The following is a 15,360-nucleotide window of genomic DNA, read 5'->3' as shown; positions in this document are numbered from 1 at the left end:
GAATATGGCAAATGTTCAGGACAGCATTAAGCAAACGGATGAAGTGCTGGAAGCTATTGGAGATTATGTCCTTAAAGATCAAATTGAAGAAGAAGAAGTTCTGGAAACCGCTCAATATGTGCTGATGGATAGTTTAGGTTGTGCAATGCTCTCTTTAAATTTCCCGGAATGCACAAAGTTACTTGGACCTATAGTTCCTGGTACATATGTAAAGGACGGCGCAGTTGTACCGGGAACTTCTTATGAATTAGATCCTGTTCAGGCCGCTTTCAACACGGGAATAATGATTCGGTGGCTGGACTATAATGACTGCTGGCTGGCGCAGGAATGGGGACACCCCTCTGACAATTTAGGGGGAGTTTTGTCTGTGGCAGATTATATCAGCAGAAAAAGTGTGAAGCAGGGTGAACCACCTTTAAAAGTGAAAGATGTTCTTACAGCAACAATCAAGGCTCATGAAATTCAAGGAATTTTGGCACTGGATAATAGTTTGAACCGCCGGGGACTGGATCACACATTGTTTGTTAAAATAGCTACAACTGCTGTGGCAGCAGCAATGTTAGGCGGTACAAAACAGGAAATAATAAATGCTGTTTCCAATGCCTGGATCGATAATTCCAGTCTTCGGACATATCGTCATTATCCAAATGCCGGTTCAAGAAAGTCATGGGCAGCAGGTGATGCTACGAGTAGAGGTGTTTGGCTTGCATTTTTAGTATTGAAAGGGGAAATGGGTTATCCCACGGCATTAACGGCTCCGCATTGGGGATTTGAAGATGTAGTGCTTGGAGGAGAAAAGGTAAATCTACAAAGACCTTTTGATCATTATGTTATGAAAAACATTTTATTTAAAATTTCGTTTCCTGCTGAATTTCACGCTCAGACAGCTGCTGAATGTGCACTTGAACTATCAAAAGAAGTGAAGGGTAGTATGGAAGAAATCGACCGCATTGTTATTCATACGCATGAATCTGCCATGCGTATTATTAATAAAACCGGTCCATTGCAAAACCCCGCTGATCGTGATCATTGTCTTCAATATATAATTGCAGTTGGATTGATCTATGGAGAAATTACGGCTTCTCACTATGAAGATGATATAGCATCGAACCCGCTCATTGATCAATTACGAAGTAAAATGGAAGTGGTGGAAAATGAACAATATACAAAGGAGTATTTGGAACCTGGTAACCGGGCGATTGCAAACGCTGTTCAAATCCACTTTAAGGACGGCACTTTCACTGAAAAAGTAGAGAGAAAATACCCGGTAGGCCACCGCTTTAGAAGAAAAGAAGGTATTCCTCTATTACACAAAAAATTCAGAAACAATATAGAAACAAAGTTTTCACAAGAAAAGCAGGAAAGTATATACCGCTTATTTTCGAAAGACGAACAATTGCTTGATTACCCCATCAATGAGTTTTTGGATTGCTGGAAAACATGAATGAACATTTGTATATCATGAGGGAACGGTGAAAAGATCATAAAGATACGAAAAACAAAAGAGTATGGACAAACGAATACGGTCAATTGATCATCCGGATGATGGTAGGGAGTGTTGTAGTCAGCTTCCCGTTTCCTCGTTCGGATTTTTTCGTTGATTGTTAAATTTTCTGTTTTTCCCGGTTCCGGGTGCTCTACAGTGCAGTAAAGCGGTAGATGGCAGAGGATACATCCCAAATGTCCGTGCTTGCAAGCCATATATCCCCATTTATGTGCAGCGACCGGAAATGCAGATGAGGCAGAAACAAGATATAGTATGATAATATGAAAGGAAATCATAAAAAGGGGAAGGATTTTCGGTAATGAGTAAATCACTGGTCCTTGCAGAAAAACCGTCTGTAGGAAAAGATATTGCAAGAGTGCTGGGATGCCGGCAGGAAAAAAACGGGTATATCGAAGGGGCCGGCTATATTGTGACGTGGGCGTTCGGGCACCTCGTCACGCTGGCGGAACCGGAGACCTATGATGCGAAATACAAAACGTGGCGCCTCGAGGACCTTCCGATGCTGCCGGAACGGCTGAAACTATCCGTTATCAATAAATCAGGCAAACAGTTCAATACGGTAAAAAAACAGCTGGAGCGCAGTGATGTCGGCGACGTTATCATTGCCACCGACGCCGGGCGGGAAGGGGAGCTCGTCGCGCGCTGGATTCTGGATAAAGCAAATGCAAAGAAAAAAATCAAACGTCTCTGGATTTCTTCGGTTACCGATCAGGCGATCAAACAGGGATTTCAGAAGCTGCATGACGGGCGCAGGTTCAACTCTCTGTATGCGGCGGCCCAGGCAAGGGCGGAAGCCGACTGGTACGTCGGCATGAATGCCACGCGGGCCTTGACGACCAAATTTAATGCGTCCCTGTCCTGCGGACGGGTGCAGACCCCGACACTCGCGATGGTCGCTTCCCGTGAAGCAGAGATCAAAGACTTCACGCCGGAACCGTATTACCAGATTTATGCCAAAGCAGAAGGCGGTCCCGTTTTCTGGTGGAAGCATCCGAAATCCGGTGATCACCGTCAGTTTTCCAAAGATAAAGCCGAAGAGCTGGAACAGAAAATAAAAGACGGAAAAGCGGTCGTCACATCGGTAACCAAAAAAGAAAAACGGCAGGACGCTCCGCTTCTGTATGATTTAACGGAACTGCAGCGGGAATGCAGCCAGCGTTTCGGCTATTCCGCCAAAGAGACGCTGAGCGTGCTGCAGCGCCTGTACGAAACACACAAAGTGCTGACCTATCCGCGGACGGATTCAAGATACCTTTCCTCGGATCTGAAAGGCACGATGAATGAAAGGTTGAAGGCCATTGACGTGCGGCCGTTTTCCCAGCATGTTCTAACCATTAATAAACAGCAGCTGCAGCTATCCAAACAGATGTTTAATGACAAGAAAGTGTCGGACCACCATGCCATTATTCCAACCGAAGAAGCTCCTCGTTTCAGCGATATGTCCGACAAGGAAAAGAAAGTTTATGATATGGTCGTGACTCGTTTTCTGGCCTCCTTTTTTCCGCCGCAGAAAAAAGAAGTAACAGACGTCAAAGCGGATATCGGAGACGAAACGTTCACAGCCAAAGGGGAAATGATCAAAGAATCGGGATGGAAAGCCCTCTATGAAAAAGAAGATACGGGGGCAAAAGAAACGGTACCGGCCGGCATCCAGGAACAGCAGACGCTGAACCTTGTCAAAAGTGGCCTCGAACAAGGAGAAACGAAGCCGCCGTCCGCCCTGACGGAATCAGCTCTGCTGTCGGCGATGGAGAACCCGGCGCGGTTTATGAAGGGCGAAGACAAAGAACTTGTTCAGACGATCCAAAACTCCGGCGGTATCGGAACAGTGGCCACAAGAGCGGACATTATCGATAAACTGCAGAACACCTTTCTACTCGAAAAAAGAGGAAATACATTCCATCTTACGTCGAAAGGAAAACAGCTGCTCGATCTCGTGCCGGAGGAACTGAAATCAGCGACGTTGACAGCGGAGTGGGAACAGCAGCTTGATGAGATCGAAAAAGGAAACCTGAACAAGAAGGACTTTATACAGCGGATGAAATCCTATGCTGCGGAAGTCGTCGACGACATCAAAAAAAGTTCAAAATCCTTTAAGCATGACAATGTCACCGGAACGCCGTGTCCGGAGTGCGGCAAGCTGATGCTGGAAGTCAAAGGGAAACACGGAAAGATGAAAGTCTGCCAGGACCGTTCCTGCGGCTACAAGAAGAACATCGCGAAATCGACGAATGCGCGCTGCCCGAACTGCAAGAAGAAAATGGAGCTGCGCGGGGAAGGGGATGGAAAAATTTTCGTCTGCCGCTGCGGTTACAAAGAAAAGGAATCCTCCTTTATCGAACGCCGCAATAAAGAAAAACAGGAAAAAGCGTCCAAACAGGATGTGAAAAAGTATCTGAACGACCAGGATGAAGGCATCACCAATCCTGCCCTCGCTGACGCGCTGCAGAAATGGAAAAACAAAGAATAAAAAAAGGCCTGTTTCCGCATGCATGGAAACAGGCCTTCGTTTATAAAAATAATTTGTCTTCAAACGTATGCAGCCGGCTGGCCATGGTGACGATGTATTCCCGTTTGTAATAGGGCTGGACGTCCGCTGCCAGTTCTTCTTCACTTCCTGCATAATGAATGTCAGCAGTCCTTGCGTGTAATTGTTCGATCGTTTCTGATGTGCCGACGGTAATCTGGCGTTCTTCTCCATTATAAAGATAGGCATACTTTTTTTCAGGCATGACAGCCCTCCTTTACACATGCTTTCGATGAATCTATTTTCAGTATAAAAGCAATTTTTTTACAATTCAACGATAAGGGAGTTACATTCGTGTTACAACAATCTCGGTGTAGCAGAAAGGAAAACATTGTGATATAATGATAAAATAATAAAACGAAGCGATGTTTTTACGTAAGGATAGCGGACAAGATGAAAAGGCTGTATCCCTTATAAGGAAACGGGATGCAGCTTTTTTGCTGGAAAAAAATGTACCGGTCCCGTTTTTTTGATTGTAAGTTGTCATCATTTGCACGCATCATGTTAAAAATAGAGCTGTATCGTTAAATAAAAGGAGAAATGAAAACGTGACGTTATTTGCAGAATTACAACTGGATGACCGGATATTACAGGCCGTCCACAATATGGGATTTGAAGAAGCCACCCAGATTCAGGCCGAGGTCATCCCAAAAGCCAAACAGGAAAGAGACATTGCCGGCCAGGCGCAGACAGGAACAGGAAAAACAGCGGCATTCGGCATCCCGTTGATTGAAAAAGTCCAACAGGATGAAAAATATCCACAGGCACTCGTTTTGACACCAACGAGAGAACTTGCGGTGCAGGTATCTGAAGAGCTCAACAGACTGGGTAAATTCATCGGGGTGCATGCCCAGGCCGTCTACGGCGGTCAGGATATCAGCCGTCAGATTAAGGCGCTCAAGCGGCAGCCGCAGATTATTGTGGCCACCCCCGGACGGTTTATGGATCATATGAGAAGAAAAACGATCCGTCCGGAATACATGAAAATGGTAGTCCTCGATGAAGCGGATGAAATGCTCAGTATGGGTTTTATCGAAGATATCGAGACGATTCTGGCTTCGGTTTCCGACGAGCGGCAGACCCTGCTGTTCTCCGCAACCATGCCGGATCGTCTCCGGAAAGTAACACAGAAATTCATGCATGAACCCGAAGAAGTGAAAGTGAAAAGCAAAGGGATGACGGTATCGAATATTGATCAGTATTACATGGAAGTACCGGAAAAGCAGAAATTCGATACGCTCTGTCATCTGCTCGATATTACCCCGCCGGAACTGGCGATCGTATTCGGGCGCACCAAACGGAGGGTGGACGAACTGTCTGAAGCCCTGACACAGAGAGGGTATGCCGCTGCCGGGATCCACGGGGATCTGAAGCAGCAGCAGCGCGATCAGGTGCTCCGAAGTTTTAAAAAAGGCACCATCGATATTCTCGTCGCGACCGACGTCGCAGCCAGAGGGCTGGATGTACAGAACGTGACGCACGTCTACAACTTTGACCTTCCTCAGGACCCGGAAAGTTATGTCCACCGGATCGGCAGAACAGGAAGGGCGGGCAAAGATGGTTCCGCCGTCACCTTTTCCACTCCGAAAGAAATCGGGCATCTCCGTTTTATCGAAAAAACCATCGATAAACAGATGAAAAAACAGGATATACCGACACACGAAGAAGCCAGATACGGCCGTTACCAGCAGGCTGTCAACAGGTTGAAGGAAGCGGCGGCAGAAGACGTATCGGATGAACTGGAACAATCCGCGCGGACGCTGCTGGAAGAATATGACGCGGTTACACTTGCAGCTGCAGCGATCGGTATGAACACCAGTGAACCGAATCAAAAGCAGGTGCAGCTTACCGAAGAGGCACCACTGCGTCCGAAACAAAAGAAGGGTGGCAAGCCCAACAACAAAAAGCGGGTGGACCGTTCCAAACGCAAACCACGCCCGAAAAACCGTTCATAACGAACGGTTTTTTTTTCGCAGACGCCTCGCTCTTCTGCTTCGGAAAAACTGGTCCTGCATGTTATGATGGAAAAAGCGCAGAGTCTCCTCGGCATAAGGAGGAAGAAAAATGAGTGTACTGAGAGCAGAACAACTGTATCAATCGTTCGGGGATAAGACGTTATTTGATCATATTTCCTTTGTTATTGAAAACCAGGACCGGATCGGCCTGATCGGGGTCAACGGCACGGGAAAATCCTCCCTGTTAAAGATTCTCGCCGGTATCGAATCACCAGAACAGGGGGAACTGATTCACGCCAATGACCTTCAGGTTGAATACCTGCCCCAGGAACCGGAACTGGAGGAAGAACTGACCGTCCTGGATCAGATATACTACGGCGAAGCCGGCATCATGAAAACGATGCGCCGTTACGAGAAAGCGCTGGGCGACCTGGAAGAAAACAGCGGCAGCACGGAGGCCCAGGAGAAACTGATGAAAGCCCAGCAGGACATGGATGAACAGCAGGCCTGGGAAGCCAGCACGACAGCAAAGCAGGTTCTCACACGCCTTGGGATCACATCTTTTCGGAAAAAAGTGAAAGAACTTTCGGGCGGGCAGAAAAAAAGGGTGGCCATCGCCAAAGCCTTGATTCAGCCTGCTGATCTTTTGATCATGGATGAGCCGACGAACCATCTCGATCACGACTCGATTGAATGGCTGGAGAACTACCTCGCTTCCTATCACGGTGCCCTGATACTCGTGACGCACGACCGTTATTTTCTAAACCGGGTCACCAACCGGATTTATGAACTCGATAAAGGGAACCTCTATACGTACGAAGGAAACTATGAACTGTTTCTGGAAAAGAAAGCAGAGCGGGAAGCTCGTGAAGAACAGGAGGAAGTCAAACGGCAGAACATCCTCCGAACAGAACTCGCCTGGCTGAAAAAACAGCCGAAGGCAAGAGGCACGAAGCAGAAGGCCCGTGTCGACCGCGTGGAAGATCTGAAAAGCAGGTCCGCGCCGGAGAAGAAACAGAATGTTGATTTTGCAATTGGATCCACCCGTCTCGGGAAAAAAGTCATCGAAGCAGAAGGTCTGGCAAAGACGTACGGATCGCAGACGCTTTTTTCCCAGTTCGATTATCTTGTCACCCCTGGTGAACGTCTCGGCATTGTCGGCCCGAACGGGAGTGGAAAAACGACCCTTTTAAACGTGCTGGCCGGCCGGACGGAACCGGATGAAGGATGGATCGAGCGGGGACCGACGGTGAAGATCGGCTATTACTCCCAGGAACATGAAGACCTCGACGAAAACAAACGCGTAATTGAGTTCATCCGGGAGACGGCGGAGCTCGTTCGAACGGTGGACGGCAGAGAAATTACGGCAGAACAGATGCTGGAGCGGTTCCTGTTTCCGCGTCCGCTGCAGTGGAACTACATTTACCGCCTGTCCGGCGGGGAGCGCCGCAGACTGTATCTCTTAAGTGTACTCATGGAAGAGCCGAATGTGCTCTTTCTTGACGAACCGACCAACGATCTTGATACAGAAACATTGAGTGTACTGGAAGATTATCTCGAGCAGTTTCCCGGCGTCGTCATTACCGTCTCGCACGACCGCTATTTTCTCGACCGGGTTGTCGACTCCCTTCTTGTTTTTCAGGACAACGGGACGATCGAGCGGTACCAGGGAAGCTATAAAGACTTGATGGAAGAAAGAAAAGAACAGGAGGCAGCCGCTTCCAAGCCGGATACGGCTGCCAAAGCACCGGAAGCGCCGAAACCTTCCCGCAAAAAGATGTCCTATAAGGAAAAACAGGAATGGGAAGGAATTGAGGAAAAAATCGAACAGCTCGAGCAGGAAAAAGCATCCGTGGAGGCGGAAATTGAAAACGCGGGAAGCGATTTTGAAAAAGCTCAGGAATGGATGGAGAGACAGAAGGAACTCGAGCAGGAACTGGATGAAGCGATACAACGGTGGACGGAACTGTCCATGATCGCCGAAGAACTCGAGCAGATGAAGAACTAAATCATATGTCATGCATAAACTTATCTTTGGGAAGGGTACGCTAAGAAGAGTCTGAACAAAGGAAGATAGCGATGGAAATGGGAATGTTGATGGAATACGGCTGGGTGTTTCTCGTATTAGTTGTACTGGAAGGCATCCTTGCCGCTGATAATGCACTGGTTCTTGCGATCATGGTCAAAGGACTTCCGGAAAAACAGCGGAAAAAGGCCCTGTTTTACGGGTTGGCCGGAGCTTTTGTGTTCCGGTTTGCGTCCTTGTTTGTGATTTCCTTTCTCGTTGATGTCTGGCAGGTACAGGCGGTCGGCGCCCTGTATCTTTTGTTTATGGCAGGTAATCATATCATCCGGAAAGTATGGCTAAAAAAAGATAAATCTCCGGAAGAAAAAGCCGAAGAGAAAAAAGCAGGGGCGGCTGGGTTCTGGGGCACGGTGCTGAAAGTGGAAATCGCTGATATTGCGTTTGCCGTGGACTCGATTCTCGCCGCTGTTGCTCTTGCTGTTACCCTGCCTGATACACCGATCGGCAATATCGGCGGGCTCGACGGCGGTAAATTCCTCGTCATTTTAACAGGCGGACTGATCGGGGTGATCATTATGCGCTTTGCCGCCAACCTGTTTGTGAAGCTGCTGAAACAGCGTCCGGGTCTTGAAATCGCCGCTTTTATCATCGTCGGCTGGGTCGGCATAAAACTGGCGGTCTATACGCTGTCCCACCCGGCGCTCGAAGTGCTTCCGGAAGCATTCGCCGAATCCACCCCGTGGAAAATTACGTTTTATACCGTACTCGTTCTGATAGCGCTCGGCGGGTGGTTTCTGTCGGGGAAAAAAGACGAGAACAACAAAAAAGGATCCCCGGCATAAAGATGTTTTTTCGGTCATGTTAGACCGTGACAGCTTTTTGTTATGCGGAGATCAAAGTGTCCATTATATTTGGATACTCGACATGTTCATAGGAAATCGCAACAAAGTGTCCAATACACCGATATTTTGGACAAAAATACAACACCTCGGGAAAAAGTGTCTCAAAAATCGGGAAAGGAGACACTTTCTCCCGGGATCTGGCCCGCAAACGGGGACGGTTACGCTTCAGCAGGTTCGATGACGCCGCATGAAATTCGGTTTCCGGAGTCACCGGTCTGCAGGGTCTGTTCATCAGGACCCGGCTCTCCGGTCTCTTCCTGGATATAACGGTCTGGAATGTTGGCGAAATTGTTCGCTCCGTCATGAAGAATAACGGCCAAATCTTCATTAACCAACTGCTCCGGCTGAATCTGGTCCAGGGTACTTATGAGATAAGCCGAGCCGTCTTCCATCCCGAACAGGGAGGGCATATCACCGGCGTGGGTTCCGTGGCTGGTTCCTGCGGGATTGAAGTGCCCGCCGGCCGTTGTAAACGGTCCATCCGGTGCATCCGTTTCACAGAGCCCGGTTTCATGAATGTGAAACCCGTGAAAACCGCCTGGGACTCCTTCATCGAAATCGGCCTGCATGAGAATGCCGTTATCTTTTGCAAAAAACCGGACGCTTCCGATCGCTGCTCCTTCTGTATTCATCATCCCGGCTTGTGCTATTTGGTCTGTAGAAGTGATTTCATTGTCGGAAAGAACATACTCCGCCTCTTCTTTTGGAAGGCTTTCCTCTTCATCAGGTGGCGCACAACCGGCTGCCAATCCCAGAGCGGCAGCAGCTGCAGCCATACATAAGCATTTTTTTATCATATATATCGTCCTCCTTCACGCCCATCTTTGCCAAACGTTTCTTTTTTTATCCCGGCATCAGGTGAAGAATAGACGCAGGTACGTTATACTGTGTACAGATTGAAATAATAGTCACGAAGGTGATGCTGTTTGGAAAACCTATTGAAGATCCTGGCAGGGGTATGGTTTATTTTGTTGATGTTTCAGATATTGTCCGCGTTTGCCGTCACATTCGCCGAGGTACCGGATTATGTCACAGTGCTTTTCATGACGGGATTCGGCGTGGTTGTTGTTCGTGAATTCAAAAGAGGGATCGTCCGGGAACTGGAACAGGACTCTTCCGGACAGTGAAGGTGCAGGAGCAGACCAGAAAGGAAGATCAAGGTGCAGGAAGAACAGGAACGATTATCATTTGGAGTCGTGGAAAAGATCACGCCGGTCGGAACCGGAACGAGGGTATGCATTGATACTGTGGACATACTTACACCCACTGAAGGCGTACCGGCGGGAAATACCGGGCACGGTTACCTACTGATTCTCTCAGAAAACCGGTCGTCGGAAACTTATCCGCCGAGGACATTCCGCATCAATGCGGGTGGGCTTCATCAATACATTTATCAGCGGGGGACGACGCGCTATCTGGAAGAACTGCGCGGAGGTGATTCTCTTGTCGTTTACAACGGGGCAGAATCAAAAGAGGTGCCCGTCGGCCGGGTGAAAATGGAAAAGCGGGAACTGAAGCGTGTCGAAGTGAACTGCAGCGGCATCCCTGTATCGGCCACCCTGCAGGACGCTGAGAGCGTCTTTCTGTTGAAGGAAGACGGAACAGCTGTCTCGATGAGAGAACTGCAGGAAGGCGACCGGATCTGTTGTTTTGCCGATGAACCCGGCCGTCATCTCGGCACAAAAATAGAAGAACAGATTAACGAGTATTAAGCAGCAGGCTGCCGGGTTACGTAATGTACGTATCGGCAGCCTGCTTCAGCTGTTCGATGGAAGCGTGATCTTCCGGAGAATCATCAAGATGTTTCCACTGCAGTTTTCGATTTCCATCAAACAGCCAGGATCCTCCCTGGATAAAGACATCGGATTTCTGCATGGATGTTTTGACAACTTTTCGTTTTTCTTCTTCTTTTGGAAGAATATCTTTGACCTTACCGGTTACTGTTCCAAGAGCAGCCTTACCGAGCAGCTTCCACTTGCTCATGCTTTCATGACCGAAACCTTCGAACGCTTCTTTCTCCGGATCGGCATACAGAGGAAACGGGTGCGGCCCGTAGGCTTCCTCAAAAGAAGAAAGAAGGTTGACAGAAGCCGGAAACACGGCGATCAGTTTCACACCGCGATCGTTCTGAAATTCATCCGCGTGCTCACGCAACTGCGCGAGAAATTCTCTGCAGAACGGTCAGCCGGGGTGCCGCAGAAAAATGACGAACGCCGGTGTTCCGGCAATTCTATTTTCCAGATGGCAGTCTGATCCATCTGTTTTTTTCAGTATATAGTCTGTATCCACAAACCAAACCTCCTCATTTCTTCTGTCCCCATTATAAAGTTTTTATAAATCAAAGCCAATGGATTGAAAAAAACCCGTATCATGTTGTATTGTTTTGTTTCGGGCATCATCTTACGAACAATGACATACACGTATACAGTTCATAGCATAAAACTTTCATCACGTTTTGCGCATGCCGCTATCTGCATATCGGATGCATCTGCAGCGCTTGGGAGAAGTGGAGTTCTGCCGGTAAAAGCGTTGTGTTCATGTCACACGAAGAAGAGAGAGAGGAACCTGATATGTTTGATTCAATTTTGTCCCACTTGATGATGATAGGTGTATTGGGGATAGGGTCACAGTGGTTTGCGTGGCGTTTCCGCATGCCGGCGATTGTCGTCATGTCGGTGGCAGGTCTTCTCGTCGGGCCGATTTTCGGCATTATGACCCCGAGTGAAGATTTCGGTTCATTGTTCAATCCGATTATATCTGTTGCCGTGGCCATCATTCTTTTTGAAGGCAGCCTGAATCTGGATTACCGTGAAATACGCGGATTGGGTAAGTCGGTCTACCGGATTATTACGCTGGGTGCGCTTTTGGCCTGGATACTCGGTTCATTAACCGCTTTTTTTATAGCCGGGTTGTCGTGGGCGATCTCCTTCGTTATCGGAGGACTTTTTATTGTGACCGGGCCGACCGTAATTCTGCCGCTTCTCCGGCAGGCTAAATTGAAAGCAAGGCCGGCTGCAATCCTGAAATGGGAAGGGGTCGTCGTCGACCCGCTTGGTGCCCTTCTGGCCGTTTTTGCCTTTGAAATTATTCAGTTTCTTACCGTTGATACGGTCACAGCGGGCGCCCTTCTGCTATTCTTTCTGGCATCGCTGTTTGCCATTGCGATCGGATGGGCATGCGGCCGGGGGATAGGCTGGATGTTTGAAACAGGATTTGTTCCGGAGTTTCTGAAATCCCCGATGGTATTCACGGTTGTGATCGCCTGCTTTTCGGCAGCCGACGAAGTCATGCATGAAACCGGACTTCTGGCCGTGACAGCGATGGGGATGACCATGGCCAATATGCACATTGCCTCCCTCAGTGATATGAGGCACTTCAAGGAAAATATATCGGTGCTGCTTCTTTCCGGCATTTTTATTATGATCACGGCATCTCTTGACCGCGAAATTCTGCTCCAGGTGTTTGATCCGCGGATCATGGCCTATGTTCTGTTGATGCTGATCATCGTGCGGCCGTTGTCTATATGGATTTCGACCATTAACACGGAGTTGTCATTAAAGGAAAAAGCGCTCGTCGGCTGGATAGCGCCCCGCGGTATTGTGGCACTCACCGTTGCCGGCTATTTTGCGAATGTGCTGGAGCAGGCAGGTTATCCCGGTGCTTCGATCGTCACCCCATTGACATTTGCCCTTGTCTTTTCAACCGTTTGTGCACACGGGTTTTCCATTGGACCGCTTGCCCGGAAACTGGGGCTGTCGCTGGAAGGAAAGCCGGGAGTGATCATCGTGGGCGGAAGTGCGTTCACCACGGCGCTTGCGAAAACGCTGAAATCGATGAAAATCCCTGTTCTTATTACAGACACTTCCTTCGAACAGCTTTTTAACGCGAGGACCGAAGGGGTTCCTTATTACCGGGGCGAAATTCTGTCGGAGCAGACGGAATATTATCTGGATCTGACACCGTACGAGAAATTAATCGCTGCCACCGACAGAGATTCGTACAATTCCCTCGTCTGTACGACATTTGTACCGGATATCGGCCGGAATGATCTGTTTCAGCTCAGCTGGCATGATCCGGAAAAGGAACATCCGGACGATCTTGTCATGCGGATCGGCGGCCGTATCCTGTTTGAGAAAGGCGCGACCTATGCCGAACTGAACCGTAAAATCGAAGAAGGGTATCAGTTTGTACAGACCAAGCTGTCGAAACAGTATACGTATAAGTCGTTTCTGCAGGATATTCAGGAAGATACGCTTCCCATTCTCAACTTAAAGCCGACCGGAAAATTTGATTTCTTTACAAGTGAAGCTCCATTGAAACCGGAAGCAGGCGATACCATTATCAGTCTCGCGCCGCCTGTGCATCCCGTTGAGAAAGATCCGGAAGGCGCCGAATGAACGTAATAACAGACAAAACCCTCCCACATGCCGGGAGGGTTTTTGTTGTTGGAAGGAATGCAAAATGTTTTAAGATCCAGCTGCAGCGTCCAGCCGCTTCCGCTTTTCTTATTGACATCGGAAGAAAAATCCAATAGACTACAGGTAAGACTTATTGAGAATGATTATCATTATTGTCGGAGGTGCTTTCTGGTGGACACGTTAATGATTGTAGGGGCGGACAAGCTCGGTTCGATCCCGAAACGGCTGCAGGAAGTGGGTTTTCAGGATATTTCTCATGTAAGCGGACGGAAAGTGAAAATGGTGCAGAAAAATATCCCGGAAGATGTAGATCTTGTGTTAATACTTACTGACTTTATCAATCACAATATGACCGACAAAGTGAAGGAGAAAGCAAAAGAACAGAATGTGCCGGTCTGTTTCGCAAAACGGTCATGGTGTTCTATCTATAAAACATTGGCCAACTGCGAAGAAGTGTGCAGAAAATGCCCGATGCTCCAGGGGGAGGAATAACCGTGAACCAGGAACCGGAATACATCCAGCACATCACCCAGAAAAACTCCGAACTCACCATGCAGGAATATTTCAATATGCTGCTCGAACAGCTCTCGGAAGGAAAGGTTCACACATCCGCCGATCTGCTTCGTTTGATAAAAAGGCGTTGGAAACTTGTAGCTGTCGATCAATTTCCAGACGTTTATCAATATGTGATTACGTTACCTGTTATTATGGACGAGTGCCTGAAAATGCTCCCCGGCTTTTCCTTTCAGCAGAAAGACTTCAGATGTAAAGCGGGAGACGCTGTCGTCACCGGATACAGGACGGACGGTGAAGAAGTAGAGGCGTGGATGTTTTTCCACGGCACCAATGAACAAAAACAGTACCTGCTGCACCGCGCCGTGCAGATGCTTGAGCAGCAGTATCCGGAACAGTACTGGACGCTCACTGCCCTTGATCCTGCCGCGGGGGAACGGTTCTGCAGAAAAAAATACGGCCTCTGAATGTTTTCCACAATCAGGCACCTTCGTTTCTGTTTCAGCGGGACGGAGGTGTTTTTCTGTTCGTCTTCCCGATTTGGTTTACAAAAACCAAAGATCAAGTTACATTAAAGACAATATAACTTAGCTGAAGGATGAACCGAATGTACGAGAAAGCATTGATGCTGATAAATGGAAATGCAGGGCAGTCATTCATTCAAAAAAATATGGAACTCACAGCAGGGATTTTAACCAGCCACATCGAACAATTAGTTGTACAAAAAACGCAGTATATAAGTCATGCTGAAGAATTGTTAAAAGAGAGGGGGGACGCCTATCATGTTATTATCGTCATGGGTGGTGACGGTACGGTTCATGAATGTATAAACGGATTGGCGGCACTGGATGATCCTCCACCTGTCTGTATTCTACCGGGAGGTACATGCAATGACTTTTCGAGGACGCTGGCCGTTCCGCAGCATATAAAAAGGGCCGCAGCCAGTCTCATGAACGGCACCACGAGGTATGTGGACATCGGGAAAATGAATGAACGCTATTTTTCCAATTTTTATGGTATTGGACTGATAGCCCAGACATCGGAGAACATTAACGGGGACTGGAAGGACAAGCTTGGAAAGGTCAGTTATTTCATCAGCGCGCTTCAGACGTTCACGAACCCGCAGCCCTTTTCCTTTGAACTGACGCTCGATGACGAAACAATGTCGGACGAGGCCGTTATGGTTCTTATTGTGAACGGTAATTTCATCGGAGCGTCACAGCTTCCGTTTCAGGGTATCATTCCCGATGACGGCTTGTTTAACATCTTTGTCGTAAGCCAGGGCGGGGCTTCGCTGTTACGGGAATATCTGACAGCGAAAAATCCATTAGCCTGGGATCTGGAACAGACGGATATAAAGCATTACCAGGCCCGGCACGTGAAGCTGGATACTCCGGAACCGATGAAAGCGGACACAGACGGAGAAATGTACATGAAGACACCGGTAACCATTGACAATAAGCCGGCCCAAATACCGTTTTTGGTGCCGGAATCCGAAGTGTAACCGGTCCT

Annotated in this window: 13 protein-coding genes and 1 pseudogene; 11 read left to right on the top strand and 3 right to left on the bottom strand. The window is 48.3% G+C overall.

Annotated features, from left to right (window positions below; all coding sequences use genetic code 11):
- Positions 1-4 precede the first annotated feature (4 nt).
- Entirely contained in the window at positions 5-1,444 is a 1,440-nt protein-coding gene (locus tag ACW9JV_RS12570) for a bifunctional 2-methylcitrate dehydratase/aconitate hydratase (RefSeq protein WP_457334958.1), read from the top strand.
- A 361-nt stretch (positions 1,445-1,805) separates the two neighbouring features.
- A complete protein-coding gene (locus tag ACW9JV_RS12565) occupies positions 1,806-3,977 on the top strand; it encodes a DNA topoisomerase III (RefSeq protein WP_457334956.1) in 2,172 nt (723 codons plus the stop codon).
- 40 nt (positions 3,978-4,017) lie between these two features.
- Here ACW9JV_RS12565 and ACW9JV_RS12560 read toward each other — a convergent pair whose 3' ends face one another.
- Positions 4,018-4,239 (bottom strand): hypothetical protein, encoded by a 222-nt coding sequence (locus ACW9JV_RS12560; RefSeq protein ID WP_457334954.1) that lies wholly within the window; start codon positions 4,237-4,239, stop codon positions 4,018-4,020.
- A 343-nt stretch (positions 4,240-4,582) separates the two neighbouring features.
- On the opposite strand from ACW9JV_RS12560, the gene ACW9JV_RS12555 reads away from it, so the two are divergent.
- The 3 genes from ACW9JV_RS12555 to ACW9JV_RS12545 all read left to right on the top strand — a co-directional run bounded on the left by ACW9JV_RS12555 (position 4,583) and on the right by ACW9JV_RS12545 (position 8,857).
- Positions 4,583-5,989 (top strand): DEAD/DEAH box helicase, encoded by a 1,407-nt coding sequence (locus ACW9JV_RS12555; protein ID WP_457334952.1) that lies wholly within the window; start codon positions 4,583-4,585, stop codon positions 5,987-5,989.
- Between the two features lie 109 nt (positions 5,990-6,098).
- Complete coding sequence (locus tag ACW9JV_RS12550; protein WP_457334950.1) at positions 6,099-7,997, top strand: ABC-F family ATP-binding cassette domain-containing protein; 1,899 nt, start codon at positions 6,099-6,101, stop codon at positions 7,995-7,997.
- 71 nt (positions 7,998-8,068) lie between these two features.
- Complete coding sequence (locus tag ACW9JV_RS12545) at positions 8,069-8,857, top strand: TerC family protein (protein WP_457334948.1); 789 nt, start codon at positions 8,069-8,071, stop codon at positions 8,855-8,857.
- A 218-nt stretch (positions 8,858-9,075) separates the two neighbouring features.
- Here ACW9JV_RS12545 and ACW9JV_RS12540 read toward each other — a convergent pair whose 3' ends face one another.
- Positions 9,076-9,714 (bottom strand): superoxide dismutase family protein, encoded by a 639-nt coding sequence (locus ACW9JV_RS12540; RefSeq protein ID WP_457334946.1) that lies wholly within the window; start codon positions 9,712-9,714, stop codon positions 9,076-9,078.
- Positions 9,715-9,843: 129 nt separating this feature from the next.
- Here ACW9JV_RS12540 and ACW9JV_RS12535 point away from each other — a divergent pair, with 129 nt between their 5' ends.
- Together ACW9JV_RS12535 and ACW9JV_RS12530 are read left to right on the top strand one after the other, a co-directional pair.
- The gene (locus ACW9JV_RS12535; RefSeq protein ID WP_457334944.1) at positions 9,844-10,044 is read left to right on the top strand and encodes a hypothetical protein; all 201 of its coding nucleotides are present in this window, start codon (positions 9,844-9,846) and stop codon (positions 10,042-10,044) included.
- Between the two features lie 33 nt (positions 10,045-10,077).
- On the top strand, positions 10,078-10,629 hold the full coding sequence (locus ACW9JV_RS12530) for a 3-dehydroquinate synthase II (protein WP_457334942.1): 552 nt from the start codon (positions 10,078-10,080) through the stop codon (positions 10,627-10,629).
- Positions 10,630-10,645: 16 nt separating this feature from the next.
- Here ACW9JV_RS12530 and ACW9JV_RS12525 read toward each other — a convergent pair.
- Positions 10,646-11,086 (bottom strand): annotated as a pseudogene (locus ACW9JV_RS12525) (AhpC/TSA family protein); the annotation flags it as partial.
- A 401-nt stretch (positions 11,087-11,487) separates the two neighbouring features.
- On the opposite strand from ACW9JV_RS12525, the gene ACW9JV_RS12520 reads away from it, so the two are divergent.
- The 4 genes from ACW9JV_RS12520 to ACW9JV_RS12505 all read left to right on the top strand — a co-directional run bounded on the left by ACW9JV_RS12520 (position 11,488) and on the right by ACW9JV_RS12505 (position 15,352).
- Positions 11,488-13,314 carry a cation:proton antiporter gene (locus tag ACW9JV_RS12520; protein WP_457334940.1) on the top strand — a complete coding sequence of 609 codons (1,827 nt, stop codon included), beginning with the start codon at positions 11,488-11,490 and terminating at the stop codon, positions 13,312-13,314.
- A gap of 45 nt (positions 13,315-13,359) precedes the next feature.
- Positions 13,360-13,827 (top strand): DUF2325 domain-containing protein, encoded by a 468-nt coding sequence (locus tag ACW9JV_RS12515; protein WP_457334939.1) that lies wholly within the window; start codon positions 13,360-13,362, stop codon positions 13,825-13,827.
- Between the two features lie 2 nt (positions 13,828-13,829).
- On the top strand, positions 13,830-14,315 hold the full coding sequence (locus ACW9JV_RS12510; protein ID WP_457334937.1) for a hypothetical protein: 486 nt from the start codon (positions 13,830-13,832) through the stop codon (positions 14,313-14,315).
- A gap of 140 nt (positions 14,316-14,455) precedes the next feature.
- Positions 14,456-15,352 carry a diacylglycerol/lipid kinase family protein gene (locus ACW9JV_RS12505; RefSeq protein ID WP_457334935.1) on the top strand — a complete coding sequence of 299 codons (897 nt, stop codon included), beginning with the start codon at positions 14,456-14,458 and terminating at the stop codon, positions 15,350-15,352.
- Positions 15,353-15,360: the final 8 nt, after the last annotated feature.

The sequence above is a fragment of the Salibacterium sp. K-3 genome (assembly GCF_054052005.1).
The sequence above is the reverse complement of the archived record's forward strand: the minus strand, read 5'-3'. Positions and strand labels throughout refer to the sequence as shown.